Origin of the sequence: Pseudomonas kairouanensis, from assembly GCF_004682055.1 — a bacterium.
GTDB lineage: Bacteria > Pseudomonadota > Gammaproteobacteria > Pseudomonadales > Pseudomonadaceae > Aquipseudomonas > Aquipseudomonas kairouanensis.
Genome location: NZ_QUZU01000020.1, coordinates 22,863 through 38,829 on the forward strand (window position 1 = coordinate 22,863; position 15,967 = coordinate 38,829).

The 15,967-nt window shown below is 58.6% G+C and carries 14 protein-coding genes and 1 pseudogene; 7 read left to right on the forward strand and 8 right to left on the reverse strand.

What is annotated here, in order from left to right:
- Positions 1–76 precede the first annotated feature (76 nt).
- Positions 77–1,408 (reverse strand): APC family permease, encoded by a 1,332-nt coding sequence (locus DYL59_RS16775; protein WP_027616398.1) that lies wholly within the window; start codon positions 1,406–1,408, stop codon positions 77–79.
- A gap of 133 nt (positions 1,409–1,541) precedes the next feature.
- Entirely contained in the window at positions 1,542–1,856 is a 315-nt protein-coding gene (locus tag DYL59_RS16780) for a hypothetical protein (protein WP_027616397.1), read from the reverse strand.
- 401 nt (positions 1,857–2,257) lie between these two features.
- Between DYL59_RS16780 and cyoA the strand changes: the two genes are divergently transcribed.
- From cyoA to cyoE, 5 genes are read left to right on the forward strand one after another with little or no spacing between them, the layout of a single operon-like run.
- Positions 2,258–3,181 (forward strand): ubiquinol oxidase subunit II, encoded by a 924-nt coding sequence (cyoA, locus tag DYL59_RS16785; RefSeq protein ID WP_135290151.1) that lies wholly within the window; start codon positions 2,258–2,260, stop codon positions 3,179–3,181.
- Between the two features lie 2 nt (positions 3,182–3,183).
- Positions 3,184–5,157 carry a cytochrome o ubiquinol oxidase subunit I gene (cyoB, locus tag DYL59_RS16790; RefSeq protein WP_034103402.1) on the forward strand — a complete coding sequence of 658 codons (1,974 nt, stop codon included), beginning with the start codon at positions 3,184–3,186 and terminating at the stop codon, positions 5,155–5,157.
- A 3-nt stretch (positions 5,158–5,160) separates the two neighbouring features.
- Positions 5,161–5,775, forward strand: a complete 615-nt coding sequence (cyoC, locus tag DYL59_RS16795; protein WP_135290152.1) for a cytochrome o ubiquinol oxidase subunit III — start codon at positions 5,161–5,163, stop codon at positions 5,773–5,775.
- Position 5,776: 1 nt separating this feature from the next.
- The gene (gene cyoD, locus DYL59_RS16800; protein ID WP_045792174.1) at positions 5,777–6,115 is read left to right on the forward strand and encodes a cytochrome o ubiquinol oxidase subunit IV; all 339 of its coding nucleotides are present in this window, start codon (positions 5,777–5,779) and stop codon (positions 6,113–6,115) included.
- The gene (cyoE, locus tag DYL59_RS16805; RefSeq protein ID WP_337678422.1) at positions 6,073–7,092 is read left to right on the forward strand and encodes a heme o synthase; all 1,020 of its coding nucleotides are present in this window, start codon (positions 6,073–6,075) and stop codon (positions 7,090–7,092) included. Before cyoD ends, cyoE begins: the two co-directional genes overlap by 43 nt.
- On the opposite strand, the pseudogene DYL59_RS16810 reads toward cyoE, so the two are convergent.
- The 3 genes and pseudogenes from DYL59_RS16810 to DYL59_RS16820 all read right to left on the reverse strand — a co-directional run.
- A pseudogene (locus tag DYL59_RS16810) lies at positions 7,025–8,521 on the reverse strand (histidine kinase famiy protein); the annotation flags it as partial. The gene cyoE and the pseudogene DYL59_RS16810 overlap by 68 nt on opposite strands.
- A gap of 132 nt (positions 8,522–8,653) precedes the next feature.
- Positions 8,654–9,163 (reverse strand): ferritin-like domain-containing protein, encoded by a 510-nt coding sequence (locus DYL59_RS16815; RefSeq protein WP_104993606.1) that lies wholly within the window; start codon positions 9,161–9,163, stop codon positions 8,654–8,656.
- A gap of 65 nt (positions 9,164–9,228) precedes the next feature.
- The gene (locus DYL59_RS16820) at positions 9,229–10,113 is read right to left on the reverse strand and encodes a manganese catalase family protein (protein WP_135290153.1); all 885 of its coding nucleotides are present in this window, start codon (positions 10,111–10,113) and stop codon (positions 9,229–9,231) included.
- Positions 10,114–10,896: 783 nt separating this feature from the next.
- On the opposite strand from DYL59_RS16820, the gene DYL59_RS16830 reads away from it, so the two are divergent.
- Together DYL59_RS16830 and DYL59_RS16835 are read left to right on the forward strand one after the other, a co-directional pair.
- Positions 10,897–11,079, forward strand: coding sequence for a con-10 family general stress protein (locus tag DYL59_RS16830; RefSeq protein ID WP_057428464.1), 183 nt, complete (start codon positions 10,897–10,899; stop codon positions 11,077–11,079).
- 318 nt (positions 11,080–11,397) lie between these two features.
- Complete coding sequence (locus DYL59_RS16835; RefSeq protein WP_078828208.1) at positions 11,398–11,652, forward strand: metallothionein family protein; 255 nt, start codon at positions 11,398–11,400, stop codon at positions 11,650–11,652.
- 39 nt (positions 11,653–11,691) lie between these two features.
- Here the strand turns inward: DYL59_RS16835 and DYL59_RS16840 are convergent, their stop codons facing one another.
- The 3 genes from DYL59_RS16840 to DYL59_RS16850 are packed head-to-tail and all read right to left on the reverse strand — an operon-like array spanning position 11,692 to position 15,193.
- Entirely contained in the window at positions 11,692–12,810 is a 1,119-nt protein-coding gene (locus DYL59_RS16840) for a carboxylate-amine ligase (RefSeq protein ID WP_135290154.1), read from the reverse strand.
- A 6-nt stretch (positions 12,811–12,816) separates the two neighbouring features.
- Positions 12,817–13,794, reverse strand: coding sequence for a methyltransferase (locus DYL59_RS16845; protein WP_135290155.1), 978 nt, complete (start codon positions 13,792–13,794; stop codon positions 12,817–12,819).
- Between the two features lie 19 nt (positions 13,795–13,813).
- Positions 13,814–15,193 carry an iron-containing redox enzyme family protein gene (locus DYL59_RS16850; RefSeq protein WP_135290156.1) on the reverse strand — a complete coding sequence of 460 codons (1,380 nt, stop codon included), beginning with the start codon at positions 15,191–15,193 and terminating at the stop codon, positions 13,814–13,816.
- Positions 15,194–15,967 lie beyond the last annotated feature (774 nt).

Sequence of the window (15,967 nt, forward strand, 5' to 3'; positions counted from 1 at the left end):
GTTTCAATGCCTGGCACGCCGAACAGCGGGGGATGTGTGAGCCGTAGATGCCGATACCCATGCTCCGATGAGCGGTTTAGCCAGGCTCCGCGACCGGCGTCGCCAGGCGATTGCACGCGTACAGCGCACTACCCAGCAGCATCAACGCGCCGCCTCGCAACCAAGTGTCGAGGCCTTGCTGGCTGAGCAGGATCAGGCAGGAAACAATCGCCAGCACTGGCACCCAGGTCGGCACACGAAAATGGTGTTCTGCGACGAGGTCGCGGCGCAATACCAGCACCGCCAGGTTGGTGCTGAGGAACACGAAAAGCAGCAACAGCACGACCGTCTCGGCCAACGCTGCGAGCGTGCCGGTCAACGTCAAGGAGATGGCCACCAGGGTGCTGGCGATGATCGCGACCCAAGGCGTACGCCGCTTGGGCAGCACACGCGAAAGCGGCCCCGGCAACAGGCTCATGCGGGCCATGCCATAGGCCAGGCGGCTGGCCATGACCATGGTCAACAGCGCACCGTTGGCGACCGCCACCAGTGCAATGAAGGCGAAGAGCTGGGGCGGGATACTCAAGCCCGAGGCGCGTACCACCTCGAGCAACGGCGCCGAGGTGGCCGTCAGTTTGTCCATCGGCAGCACCACTGAAGCAGCGACACCGACCGCCGTATACACGATGCCGGCCGTCACCAACGCGGCAAACAGCGCACGCGGATACACCTTGCGCACCCCGCGTATTTCTTCGCCCAGGTTAGCCGACGTTTCAAAACCGACAAACGAATAGAACGCCAGCAATGCAGCGCCCAGCACCGCAGGCATAGGGTTGACGCCGGCCTTGAACTCCAGCGCGCGGCCGAGGTTGGCTTCGCCCGACTGGATGCACCAGGCCGCGGCCACCACCACCAATAGCAGCCCGGACAGTTCGATGCAGGTCATGACCATGTTGGCGCCCAACGACTCCTTGATACCGCGAGCATTGAGCAGCGCTATCACCATCAGGAATATCAGCGCGGCCAGGTGCGGTGATACGTCGACGAACGCCGCCAGGTAGTCGCCGGCAAATGCCAGGGACAGCCCGGCCGCGCTGGTGACGGCGGCCGCCAGCATGCAAAAGCCGACCAGGAACGAAATCAGCGGTGACTTGAATGCCTTCTCGGCGAACACCGAAGCAGCGCCGGCATAGGGGTACTTGGTCACCAGCTCCGCGTACGAACCTGCCGTGAGCATGGCGAAGAACAACGCCACCAGCAGCGGCACCCAGATCGCCCCACCCACCTCGCCAGCGATGGTGCCGGCCAGCGCGTACACGCCGGCACCGAGTACATCGCCGAGAATGAACAGAAACAACATCGGGCCCGTCACGGCGCGGCGCAAGGACGGTTTTGTGGGTGCGGCTTGGCTGAAGCTGAACTCGGACATGGGCGGCTCGGGCGGCGGGGTTGTTATCAGCAATCAGCGGGCGCGGGCCGGCTGACGCGGGGCTCTCTACAATGGAAAATCCACGCGCCGCCAAAGTTCCGTTTTCCGCTGCAACCCCGGCGCAGGCGCCCCGTCAATCGTCCTCGTGCAGGTGCGCGTCAGCGCAGGGCAAACGCCCCGATTCGCCGCCCGCAATCCGTTCCGCCTGATCAATGCCGCGCTTGAGCGCGTCGTGCACGGTCCATTCGGCGCCCGGCAACTGGCTGGTGCGTTCAATCACGCATTGCCCCATCGCGGTATAGACGCTGACCAGCACTTCGATATCGGCGTCTTCGCGCTCCCGGGCCCTGACTTCGATATGGCACCCGTTTTCCACTTCCTGAGTAAAGCACTCTTCTTCCAATGCCTTTTGGGCCCATGCCTTATAAGTATTACCACGAATAAACATAACTGTTCTCCCGGACCGTTAGTGGGTTGACCTTCAAGTAAGACCTGAATGCCTTAAGAGGGATTCCGTCTTTTTTACAAGGGAAATTGCATCATGCGCCTATAAAGCTCTAGTGCCGTTTCGCTTGTTAAGCCGTTCGTCAGGCGAAGTAACAAATTGTTAAACCAACCCCGTGACGTCTATTCAAAATATTCGGCAGCGCGGTGAAAAACGCACCGCAGAGCAGCAGCGAAAGCCAACAGATCCGGGCAGCTGATGGGTTTTATCCATTGATGGCGCCGTATTGCCTGGCGTCAGGAACTAACAAGCGCAGCGCCAGCGTTTCGCTTAAGTAATTTACGAACACTGTCGCCGGACTTTCGGCGCCGTAACAACGGACGTTTTCCATACAGGAGCAAGGCATGAAACGAGCGATTGGCTATTACCTGGCATATCTCGCCAGCGTCTTCTTGTTGAGCGGTTGCAACTTAGTGGTGTTCAACCCCAAGGGGCAGATTTCAACCGATGAGCGCGACCTGATTATCCTCGCCACGGGCCTGATGCTGTTGGTGGTGGTGCCGGTGATCGTGCTGACGTTTGTGTTTGCCTACCGCTACCGCGCCACCAATAAAAAGGCTCGTTACTCACCGCGCTGGGCCAGTTCCCACAAAATCGAAGCAGTAGTGTGGGGCGTGCCGCTGCTGATCATCATCGCCTTGGGCTGGGTGACGTGGAAAACCACCCACGCCCTCGACCCCTATCGCCCGCTCGACTCGGACACGCCACCGATCAACGTCCAAGTGGTGGCCATCGACTGGAAGTGGCTGTTCATCTACCCCGACCTGGGTATCGCCAGCGTCAACGAACTGGCCTTGCCGGTGCACACGCCTGTGAGTTTCACCATCACCTCCGACGCGGCCATGACGTCCTTCTTCATCCCGGCGCTGGGAGGGCAGATCTATGCGATGGCAGGCATGCAGACCAAGCTGCACCTGATCGCCAACGAAACCGGCGAGTTCAAGGGAATCGCCGCCAACTACAACGGCCCCGGTTTTTCCGACATGCATTTCACCACGCTGTCATTGAGCCCCACCGACTTCCAGACCTGGGCGAACAAGGTCAAGGGCGCCTCCACAGTCCTTGACCAAACGAGCTATGCGCACTTGGCCAAGCCCACCATCAAGCACCCCGTGACCTATTACTCGGCAGTGCAGGAGCGGCTGTTCCTGGACATCGTCGATAAATACGAAGGCATGAACAAGGCCAATAAAACCAGGCGAGCGCCATTGAGCGGTACTGAAAAGCGCGTCGATAAACACCCCAGTTTACTGGCCGAGGAGCAATAACAATGTTCGGAAAACTGTCATGGGATGCGATTCCAACCACTGAACCGATTGTGATGTACACGCTGGCCTTCATCGGGCTGATCGGCGCGGCGATGGTGGGCACCATTACCTGGAAACGCAAATGGGGCTATTTGTGGCGCGAGTGGTTCACGTCGGTGGACCACAAAAAGATCGGATGTATGTACATCATCGTCGCGCTGGTGATGCTGCTACGCGGTTTTTCCGACGCAATCATGATGCGCACCCAGCAAGCCATGGCCGCCAGTGGCGGGCCGGGTTATCTGCCGCCGGAACACTACGACCAGATCTTCACTGCCCATGGCGTGATCATGATTTTCTTCGTGGCCATGCCCTTCGTGGTCGGCCTGATGAACGTAGTGGTGCCGTTGCAGATAGGCGCACGCGACGTGGCCTACCCGTTTCTCAACGCGCTGAGCTTCTGGCTGTTCGTGGCCGGTGCCGCGCTGGTCAACGTCTCACTGGGGATCGGTGAGTTTGCGCGAACCGGTTGGGTCGCCTATCCGCCGTTATCCGGGTTGGCATACAGCCCCGGGGTCGGGGTGGACTACTACATATGGTCACTGCAGATATCCGGCGTCGGCACGTTACTGACGGGGCTGAATTTCTTCGTCACGATTTTGAAGATGCGCACCGAAGGCATGACGTTGTTCAAAATGCCGGTGTTCACCTGGAATGCGCTGTGCACCTCGGTGCTGATCCTGGCGTCGTTTCCAATTCTTACCGCCACCCTGCTGATGCTGTCCCTGGACCGTTACCTGGGCATGCATTTCTTTACCAACGAAGCCGGCGGCAACCCGATGATGTACGTGAACTTGATCTGGGCCTGGGGGCATCCGGAGGTGTACATCCTGATCCTGCCGGCGTTCGGAGTGTTTTCCGAGATTGCCGCGACCTTCAGCAGTAAGCGGCTCTTCGGTTACGTGTCGCTGGTATGGGCGACGATTGCGATTACCGTGTTGTCGTTCATCGTGTGGCTGCACCACTTCTTCACCATGGGCGCAGGGGGTAACGTCAACGCGTTCTTCGGCATCATGACCATGATTATCGCGGTGCCGACCGGGGTGAAAATCTTCACCTGGCTGTTCACCATGTACCGTGGCCGGGTGCGCTTCGAGACCCCCATGCTGTGGACCCTGGGCTTTATCGTGACCTTCAGCATCGGCGGGATGACCGGGGTATTGCTGGCAGTGCCGGGCGCTGACTTCATGCTGCACAACAGCCTGTTCCTGATCGCGCATTTTCACAACGTGATCATCGGCGGCGCGGTGTTCGGCTACATGGCCGGCCTGACCTACTGGTTCCCCAAGGCCTTTGGCTTCCGCTTGAACGACAAGCTGGGCCGCATCGCCTTCTGGTGCTGGCTGATCGGCTTTTATTTCGCGTTCATGCCGTCGTATGTACTGGGCTTTATGGGCATGACCCGGCGCCTCAACCATTTCGACAACCCGGAATGGCGGCCGTGGCTGCTGCTGGAAGTGCTGGGCGTGCTCATCATCCTCTGCGGCGTAATTTCCCAGGCTCTGCAGCTGTTCGTCAGCATCCGTAACCGCCACCAATACCGCGACCTTACTGGCGACCCGTGGGACGGGCGCACCCTGGAATGGGCCACCGCCTCTCCGCCACCGCTGTACAACTTCGCCGAGCAACCCAAGGTCAATGACCTGGACGCTTATTGGGGCATGAAGGAGCGCGGCGTGAGCACCCTCAGCCACACCGACTACCGAAGCATTCACATGCCGCGCAACACCGCCTCGGGCCTGGTGATCAGCCTGTTCGCGCTGATCTGCAGCTTCGCCCTGGTCTGGCACATCTGGTGGCTGGCGGCGTTCGGCCTGGTGGCTTCGGTGGTCGCGTTCGTGGTGCGCAGCTACGACGAAGACACTGATTACTTCGTGTCCGCGCAAGAGGTGGCGCGCATCGAAACGGCACGTCTCAAAGACCTGGCAGAGGCTTGATCCATGTCCAATATCGTGATTGAAAAAGACATCGCTCATACTCAGGAACACGGACATGAAGACGCGGGTTCGCTGAGCGTCTTCGGGTTCTGGATTTACCTGATGACCGACTGCATCCTGTTCGCGAGCTTGTTCGCCGGCTATGCGGTGTTGCGCGACAGCGTGGCCGGCGGTCCTTCGAGCGTGGATATTTTCGAACTGCCCTATGTGCTCGCTGAAACCATGCTGCTGCTGTTGAGCAGCATCACCTACGGCTACGCGATGCTGGCGATGAACCGTGGCCAGCAAAGCCAGGTGCTGCGTTGGCTGGGACTCACGTTCGTGCTCGGCGCCGGCTTCATTGCCATGGAAATCAACGAGTTCCGCCATTTGATCGCAGAAGGCTACGGACCGGACCGCAGCGCGTTTCTGACCGCTTTTTTCACTCTTGTCGGCACCCACGGCGCGCACGTGTTGACGGGGTTGATCTGGATGGCTGTGCTGATGGTGCAGATTCGCCAGAAAGGCCTGACCAAAACCACCGCCACCCGGCTCAGTTGCCTGAGCCTGTTCTGGCACTTCCTGGACGTGGTGTGGATCTGCGTGTTTACCGTGATCTATCTGTTGGGAGTGGTGTGACATGTACAAGCAAAGTTCGATTCACAGCAGCGCCGGTACCAGCCATGGCAGCAGCCGTTCCTACCTGGTCGGGTTCCTGCTGTCGGTGCTGCTGACCCTGATCCCTTTCGCCCTGGTGATGTTCCCTTCGCTGCCGCGCACCATCACCGCCTGGCTGGTGGTGGCGCTGGGGGTTATCCAGATCGTGGTCCACCTCAAGTTCTTCCTGCATCTGGATACGGCCGAGGAACAACGCTGGAACCTGATTGCACTGATTTTTTCGGCGGTCATCATTCTTTTGCTGGTAGGGCTCTCGCTATGGATCATGGACAGTATTCACAACAACATGCTGGCGCACTGAGGTACTGGCTGGGGCTGCTCAATGCAGGAATTCAACTGACCAAGCCAGGGATCATTTTTGGCAATCTCACGTCGGTGCTGGGGGGTTATTTCCTCGCTGGCGGCGGGCGCCTGGCAGACCCTGCGCACCTAGTTGCCACCCTGCTCGGCACTGCATTGGTTATCGGTTGCGGTTGTGTCATTAACAACTGCGCCGATCGAGACATTGATCGGCGCATGGTGCGAACCTGCCATCGCGCACTGGCGCTGCGAACCATCGCGGTGCCCACCGCCGCCAGCTATGCCATCGCACTGGGCGTCAGTGGTTTCGGCCTGCTCTGCGCGGGCAGCAACCTGCTGGCGTGCTGCCTGGCGCTGGTCGGGCTGGTGATCTATGCGGGGGTCTACACCTTCTGGCTCAAGCGCCGTTCCCACTGGGGCACCTTGGTCGGCGGCCTCTCCGGGGCAATGCCGCCGGTGATCGGCTATTGCGCGGTCACCGCAAGGTTCGACGCCACGGCGATGATGTTAGTGCTGGTGTTCTGCTGCTGGCAGATGCCCCATTCACACGCCATCACCGTGATGCGCCGCGAAGACTTCCGCGCAGCGCGCCTGCCGCTGCTGACCCTGTCCCAAGCCCACCGGCAAATACAGGCGTACACCCTGGCTTTCTTCGCCAGCACCCTGCTGCTGGGAGTGGTAGCCCAGATGGGCATGCTGTATTTCGCCGTGATCAGCGCCTTGGGCGGTTACTGGCTGGCGCTGGCCAACAGCAGCGTGCGCCGGGTCGATCCAGCGCGCTGGGCGCGCTCGATCTTCGGCTTCTCGATTCTGTTGGTGATGATCCTCAACCTGATGCTGGCGCTGTCCACGCTGTGTCGAGCAAGCTGCGAATCTTCCTGGGCAGATCAGCGGGCTGGTAGGGTTTGGCAATCAACTCGAATTCATGCACCTGTATATCCGCGCGCTCCAGCGAGTCTTTCGCATAGCCCGTCGTAAGCAGCACCCTGGTATGCGGATACAAGTGCGCTATCTCGCGCGCGAGTTCCGCGCCATTCATCTGGCCGGGCATGATCAAGTCACTGAACACCAGGTCATAGGTCGCGCCGGCGAGCCGATCCAGCGCCTCGGCGGCAGTGTGTGCAATGTCGGTGCTATAACCGTAGTCAGACAGAACCTCCTGCGCGAGCTCGGCCACTTCGGGCCGGTCCTCCACAATCAAGATGTGCTCGTCGCCTTGAAGCGAAGTAGTCGCGGGCGTTTGCTCGACCCAGAGCTGGCTGTCGTTCGCCGGAAAATACAGGCATACCGTCGTGCCAACGCCTGGGTAGGAATGGATGCGTGCAGTACCGCCCGATTGCTTGACGAAGCCATACACCATCGACAATCCCAGACCTGAACCCTTGCCCTCTTCCTTGGTGGTGAAGAACGGCTGCATGATTTTCTCCTGGACGCTCTCATCGATGCCGTTGCCGTTATCGCTGATCGAGAGGCCCACGTAGCGGCCTTCGGCCAACCCGTCGCGTTGCGCATTGGCATCGCCCGGAACCTGAACGTTGCACGTCTTGATTGTCACGGTCGGCTCGCCATGTCCTCCTAGCGCATCCTGGGCGTTGGATAACAAATGCTGCACCGCCAGCTCCGCCTGCGCAGGGTCAATACGACAGTTCCACAGGTCCTCAGCCAGATTCACATGCAGCTGGACATCCTGCAGTGTCTGCGCCAAAAAATCGGTGCGGCTCAGCAAGGTGTTCAGGTTGATTACGCGACTGTCGAGACGTTGCTTGCGCGAGAACGCGAGTAGCTGTTGGGTCAAGGTTTGAGCTTTTTCGGCGGCGGCCCTGGCGCGGCTGGCGCTGTTGAGAATGCGCTGCGGGTCGGTACCGGGGCGCTTGGCGCTCTGCTGGATCAGTTCGAGATAACCGACCATCACCTGCAGCAGGTTATTGAAGTCATGGGCGATGCCGCCGGTCAGTTGCCCTAGGGCCTCCAGGTCCTGAACGCGGCGCACGCGCAGTTCTGCGTCGTGGCGCCGGCTCACGTCAAGCTGAGAGGCAAAAAAGTACACCAATTGGCCGCTCTCATTGAACAACGGCGAAATGAACAGTTCATTCCAGAACGTCGAGCCGTCCTTGCGGTAGTTGATTACTTCCACACATACCTCATGGCGGCATGTCATCGCATGCTGCACTTGCCGCAACGCACGCTTATCGGTTTCAGGTCCTTGCAGAAGCCTGCAATTGCGCCCGATCACTTCATCCTGTTCATACCCCGTCAGCCTCAGGAACGCCTGATTGGCGAAGATGATCGGGTTGTCGGCTTGTGCCGGGTCGCAAACGATCATTGCGCTTTGGCTGGTTTCCATCGCCGCGAAAAACAGGTCTTTGCGGCTGGAAGAGAGCCGCGCCGGATCGATACGGTCGACCACGGGCTTTTTCTTGCTTGCCAAGGTTCACCTCCAGTTACGTGGTGCGTGTTCCATGGACCGTGAAAACGTCGCGCAGTGCCACCCTGCGCTGAACAGGCGCCCGCCGCAGGCGGTCGGGCGCCGCGCATTACGTCAGCGCTTGGCTGCTTTGTCGGGGTCGGCTGAGCGACGCAGGAACGCTTGCGTCAGTTCCGGTAAGTGCTCTAGCAGCCACTCGGCCATGGCGATTTCCTGCGGCAGGATCTTTTCGCAGGCCGCTAGAGTTTCCGAATCACCGGCCTCTTTCGCAGCGGCGATAAGCGCCGTGTAGCTGGCAATTTCCATGTTTTCGAAGACGTAACCGGCCATCGCGCCCTTGATGACTTCGTCACTCATCAGTGAGCCACCGACTGCCTGGCCGAACGCCATCAGCTTGCCCCCCATGTCTTTCAGGGTCGATGAGCTGCCGCCCAGACGCGCCAGGCACTGGTCAATAAGTTGCTGCTGGCCGAGAGTTTCCTCAATGTGCTGGTCGATCCGTGCCTTGAGCTGGGGGTAATGTTCCAGGCGCTCGGATTGCGCCTTGAGCATTTTTTCGGCCTGCTGCTCCATCGCATGGGCATCACGTAGCCAATCAAGCAGGTTTTCCTGTGGAGTCGCCATGTCGTTAGTCCTCTTGATAAAAAATGGCAGGCGCCGCACGCCCGAAAGCGTGCGGCTGCCAAGCTTCAAATTTCGGGTTTTGGTTGCATTCCCGAGCCCAGGTCAGCGCCGGTAACGGGGTCGCTCGTCGCGTCCGAGGCGGTGCGGATTTTCATCGCGCTCAATGTCGCTTCGTCATCGGCATTCAGTTGCACAGTGGCCAAGCCATCACCACCGTCGACCGCCGGTTGCGGGCTTTCCACGAACTCCCACTCTTCGCCCTGGTTCCACGGGCCACGCATACTTTCCGCGCCTTGGGACATGTTGTAATAAACCTGCGTGAATTCCTGCATGCCCGGCAGCTTGCCTTGAGGGAAGTTCGGCTGGATCGAATGCAGCGCCTTTTCAAAAGACAATTGATGCGCGATTTCCCGCGTCATCAAAAAGCCCAGCGCCTCTTTTACGCCCGGTTCATCCGTGACATTCATCAGCCGCTCGTAGACGATTTTGGCGCGGGCTTCGGCCGCGATATTGGAGCGCATGTCCGCGGTGGGCTCACCGATAGTGTCGATATAGGCCGCTGTCCAGGGCACTCCCGCGGAGTTGGTTAATGGAGCACCGGCACCGTACAGCAGGCTGGTGATGTGAGAGTCATTGCCGGCGCCGTTAAGGGAGCGATACAACTCGCCCTCCTCTTCCACACCTTCGGCTATTCGCCCCTTGGCGCCCTTGTTGAGCATCACGATGATGGACCCGACGATCTCCAGATGGCTGAGCTCTTCGGTGGCGATGTCCATCAGCAGATCCTTGCGGCCCGGATCGTCTTCAGCCAAGGCCTGGGTGAAGTAGCGGGACGCTGCCGCCAGCTCCCCTTGAGCGCCGCCAAACTGTTCCAGCAACAGGTTGGCCAGGCCCGGATTAGGCTCGGCCACACGTACGGTGTATTGAAGTCGCTTGTTATGTAGAAACATGAACAAATCTCCTCAGGCTTAAGAAGGGGCAGCGCCCGGTTGGAGCGCTGCCTACCTTTCTGTGAGGCGCCTCCCTGTTGATAAATTTCAAAATAAACCTTTGCTGCGCGACCAGCGGTCGAGTGCTGCGCATCAAGCGAAACCGTGGCCCAGAGCATTTGTAGGCTCACTTCCCGTCGTCGTTCTGCGGGCAAGGAACGGTGTCTATCCCAGGGGTGCCGTTGGGCGGAAGCGTGACACCCTGATTTTTTCCACCGTCTGGCTCCTCAGGCGCCCGTTCAGGTGATGTGTCATCGGGGTGGTCCCAGTCAGTTGTTGCGTTCGGATCTTCGTTGCGCCCGGCCGTTCCCAGGACGCAACCATCCTCATTCGGCTCAGGCGACTTTTCCGGCGGCAGGTCTTGACCATTGGATGAGTCATGGTTCATAGCAAGCTTCTCCTGTGTACACGTATGAAACCATTTGGTATCGCCCAGCAGTTTGCGGTGCCATGTAAAAGACGAACGGCCAGGTATTCCCGACGTGCCGACTTAAAAGTGCAAGCTTCAGCGAAAAGTATGGGTGAGGCCAACTAAGCGAAGCGGAGCGATCGGTGGCTGCCATCAAATTAATATCTAGCGCCCTCTCAGAATCGGCACTCTATGAGATACGTATTATTAACTACCGCCTGTCGCCTTCCGGTAAAATTCTTAAAACATTTTTTCGCCGAGCGACATCCCAGTAAATGCCCATTGCAGAAAATGGGAAACTAACGAAGCGCTACCTTAGTAAATGGAGAACTCTCATGACTACAGGCAACAAAAATCCAGGTAACTTTGCTAACGACCGCGAAAAAGCTTCCGAAGCCGGGAAAAAAGGCGGCCAATCATCGGGCGGAAACTTTGCCAATGACCGCGAGAAAGCGTCTGAAGCAGGACGCAAGGGCGGTCAACACAGCCATGGCGGCGGCCGAAAGTCGGGATCTTAGCGCTCAAACAGAGGGCGGCCTCGCCGCCCTTTGAGGCTCGTTTCGGCGTGCTCATAACCGCGGCGTAACCGGATATACCGGCGCCGTCGATAGCTCCTTATCGATCGCTTGACCGAAACAAACCGGGTGACTGTCGGCGAGAAGCAGCACTTCTGTACTATTCGGAGCACCGTTGCCCCCTGCTCGGCAGCCTATTTTGACGTAAACTCAAGGCCAATAATATAACCACGCCTACGGCCCCATCTTTATATTAAAACTTCCTTGGCGCTGATGAAAATCAGGCAACTTAAACCAGGAGATCGGCAGTAAGGAGATACCATGTCAAACACTACCCATCTCGGTCAATGCGCTTGCGCTACTTGTCAGTGCGACGCCTTGGCAGACCATCAACGGGACGGAAAGCGCTACTGCAGTCAAGCGTGTGCCAACCTGCACCCACACGGGCAACCTTGCCCGGCCGCTGACTGCCATTGCGAATCGAGCGTCACCCTCCATGAGCGTGCCATAAGCGACAGCCAGCTCGATGAAGCTATCGAAGAAACGTTCCCCGCCAGTGATCCTATTTCCCCTTAGCTTTTTTTAGCGCAGATTTCAATCTGCCGGACAGCACTTTCACGGGTTCTCCCGGCTTTCTTCCAACAACAGGTCAACCACTGCTTGCCCGCCTTGCAGTCCGGGCGAAGACTGTGCACTAAAGACGCGCAGTTGACGCTCGGCGCTGCTGCCGTCGCGCAGCATTTGCCGTGCGTGGTCGAACACGACGTCTTCTCCCAACACACGGGCGGTTTCGCCGAATTGCTGCTCAGCCAGAATCAGCCACTGTTCAAGTGATATTGCCTCGGTGTCCGGAGCCAGCGTGAAGCACCCATGATGTCCGCAACGACGAGCGCGAATGCGATTTTCCTTAAGCAGCCAAAGACGTTCAAGGCTGTATTGGCTGCCGGGTGCCGGCATCTGGCAGGCGTGTTTGATCATGATCCGGAACAGTCCCGCCAGGACCAACGCGTCGCTCAAACGCGGGCACGCGTCGGTCATGCGCAACTCGAGCGTCCGGTAGCTCAACGAGGGCCGGCAACCCCACCAGACATTTGCATCCTTTGCCAGCGCCCCGCTACGTTTCAATAAGCCCAGGTACTGCTCGAAGCTCTGCTCATCCGATAGAAACTCAGGGATACCCATGCGCGGCCACTCATCGCAGACTACTTGCCGATAACTGCAATACCCACTGGGCTGACCCTGCCACAACGGCGATGAAACGCTAAGAGCCAGCAGCATCGGCAACCAGGGCAACACCTCGTTCAGCACTGCGATTCGATCAACACCCGTCGGGATCTCTGCGTGAACATGCAGACCACTGAGCACGCTGCGCTGCGCGACGATCTGGAACTCCTCGAACAAGCGCTGAAAATGGACCTGAGGCGTAGCACGTTGCGCCCGCCAATCGGCCAATGGGTGTACGCCGCTGCATATAAACCCCAGTCCATATCCGGCCAACGCCTGGCTCAACTCGCGGCGCACCCGGCCCAGGTAAGTGGCCGCTTCTGCGGCGTCGTCAAACACTGGAGACGCCACTTCGACCTGGCCCTGGAACATCTCATAAGAGAAGCCATCGCCGATGACCTCGCGGCACGCCGCAAGCACGTGAGCTGGCGGCTCGGCGAGCATTCGCCGACTGCGCAGATCTGTAATGAAATATTCTTCTTCAATGCCAAAGCGCTGAGTGCGATCCATACGCAGTCAACTCACTCGAGTAACGGAAAGCGCCACCGCTGCGATGCGTTCGACGCGCTCGTACCCTGGTTTTTCCAGCTCTTCGCCAAACACGTCCGGGTCAAGCTCATGGTAGGTCCAGCCAAAAGCATCGCTACTCAACAAGGCGCGAGCGGATTCAAGGAACAAATCGCGGCCATCGACCATTGCCACCCCGGTGTAGAGCAATAAAGTGCCATCGCGTTCCAAACGGGGCAGCGCTTCGCGCAAAATGCGCAGCGACAACGCTTCGCCCAATTCACCACCACCGTGGCGGTAGGACCGCTGCTGACTGTCCTTCATGTAGGGCGGATTGGCGAGGATCAGGTCAAAGCGACCATCAACGCCGTCGAGCACATCACTGTGGTATACGCTGACGTTCGGTGCGTTGGCGAGTTCGGCGTTGACCGCACTCATGCGCAACGCCTTTGGGTTGATGTCCACCGCGAGCACCTCTGCGTCAGGCCGGGCGCGCGCCACCAGCAAGGCACCGGCGCCCGAACCGCAGCCGATGTCCACGGCGCGGCGGATCGGCGCGAAGCGTTGGCGCAAGCTCTCTTCGATTACGCTGGCGAAGCGGTAAGTGTCGGGGCCGAAAAAAACCGCATCAGCGGCTTCTGTCGGAAACGCCGAATGCGCCAACAGCAACGGGCCCAGATTCGACCACCGCACCCGGCTCCGCCAGTTGCCATGCGTCTTGACGATAATTTCAGCCTGTTGCAGTTCCTGTCGTTCGGCAGCCTCGAAAACCTCAGCATCGAAGGGCCGCGACCAACCGAATATCCCGCGCGTATCGCTAGCCGGTGCATTATCCCAACGCGCCATGACCCGTTGATGGGTCAGCGGTGTGGGCGTTATAAAGCGATAGCCCTGCGCCTGCAGGCGGCGGCCCAGATTGAGCAGTACCCGATCAGCATGCGATTGGGCCGATGACCCGGAGGGCGTTGGGCACAGTGAGTCGACCATTGGCAGGGCTCCTTGTCAGTCAGCGCAGAGCTGCGCGTAATTCGATAAAACGGCGGGTGGCAAACAAGCCGGCGGGCCGATGATGGCGGTCAGGGCCCAGCCACGGTAATAAAAGGGAAAGCAGTTGCTCGCCGTCGGGCTCCTGCAGTGCCTTACGGAGTGCCTGAGTTTCAGGGTCATCCAACATTTGCGTGTTTGCGTCCAGCGATACGGGCCGCGCCGGGCGCGCGTGCGCAGTACTTTTTTCATCACGCCAGTCACCGGCGATCCAGTCCCGCAGCAATTGTTTTTCATAACCGCTGAACACGCCGAACATGGCGGCACCCGCGCCTTCGATCAATTGCCAGAAACGACTGTCTTCAGGGGCGCGGTTGCGCTTGATCCAGCCTTTGTCCTGAAGGGCCTGCAAGAAGCCGCGAACCTGCCCGGGGTGCGCCAGCCATTGGTTGACACTCTTACCTTCAAAGCGGCAGTAATCCGAATGCATGTGCTGGCCGAACAGTCGCTTGCGCTCAAGCATTGCTACCAACTCGTTTTCCAAGTCAAACGCCTGGATCACCGCCGTAGAGCCCAGTCCAAGGTCGTTCAGTTGATAACCCCGCCGTACCCGTTGCCAATATTCCTGCGCGTCCATCCCGCGCGGCATCAATGCCAGGACCGCTTGCACGGCCCGGCGAGCATGGCCACTGCTGGCGTTGTCGATGGTCACATGCAAACTGAAGTAATAGGGGTCGATGCTCAGTTCCTTGAGCTCGTAGGCGCAGATGAGCAAGTGCAACGGCAGTTGCTCATAACCCAGGTTATACCCGAGGATCTCCGGCAAGTGCGACTCGGCGCTTTGACCCAATGCCAGCTGGATGGCGCCTTGGTGAAAGTGCTGGTCTTGCCATGCGAAATCGCCGTCGCAGCCTTGCTCGGCCAGCAGACGCTGGTATATCGCGACATGATTTTGCATTGGTTCACCATCGCCGAGCTCTTCCAAATAAGTGGTCAAAAGCCCGTCGTAGCGGTAGTCCCGCCAGTGCGCAAGTACACCGTATAGCCAGGCACCGTCCACTTGTTTGGTGGGTGCCACGCATTGCAAAAAGTACAAGGCATGAGCTTTGTTTAGAAAATACCGGCGGCCGCCTCCTTGCATCCGACCATGCAAGTAACGCGCGTATTCCTGAGCAACGCTAGAGCAGTTGAGCACCACCCAATCCATAAGTTGGTCGGGCGACGTAGGCAGCGGATTGTCTTCAACGGGACCGAGGCAGTCCAACTGCGCTTGCAAAAACTCGGCCGCCCATTGGGAAGATTCCGTGTTCCAATCTGTGAGGAGACGCTGGTACTGGCTGCGCAATGGGCCTTCCCGTAGCCCCTGGTCAGAACTACTAAGCAGGGATTGAAAGACAGTCATGAGAGACTCCTTTGGTGGCGTGCAAGGCATATCCGCCAACGGCCACCGGTAGACAAATACACCCCGAGAGCAACGGGACAAAACAGAAAAACTAAGTAACCGGGCAACGCACGCATGACTGGCTCCATCCGCTTGTTTTTTTCAAGCGCCAGCGACTGCCGGCACCTATTACGGGGGGCGCTTTTTTGCGCGTCCTATTCAGAAAGAGCCGCACACGACGCAATAATTCCATCGGCATGCGCTAAGTTCTGACAAAGTGATGGGTTAACCCTTGGCGGCTAATTTTGGAAGGCTTCAAGCGGTGGCTGAAGCGTGCGCCACCAGTTGCTGAATCGGTTTGCCCTCATCTACTCAGGGGTACGCGATCATCGTCATTGAGCCAAGGCTGACGCTGTCAAACGCTGGCAGGCTATGCCGGCATCGTTGCGCAGTTGACCATCACAGAACGATCAAATACAGGGTCCGGCCAGCGAAAGCTTATTATCGCTCCACATCATTAAGCATTCCTGTAGGTGGCCGACGTCGGTGCTCAAAATTGTCCCATTGCTCAGGTTTTCGTTGCTCTGCGCAATACATACACACATAAACATCTGGGCTTAAGCCAAGATAATAACCTTTACGTATATAAGGGTGGCTACAACCGCTCGATGGGCGCTCGCCATTAGCTGGTAACTCTTTAGCCATATAAACCCATAGAAAAAAAGCCCGCACTGAGTACGGGCAAAAAGGAGTTATACCTAGAGGCTGTCTGAGTGAACAGGCTCAGTATTAAGA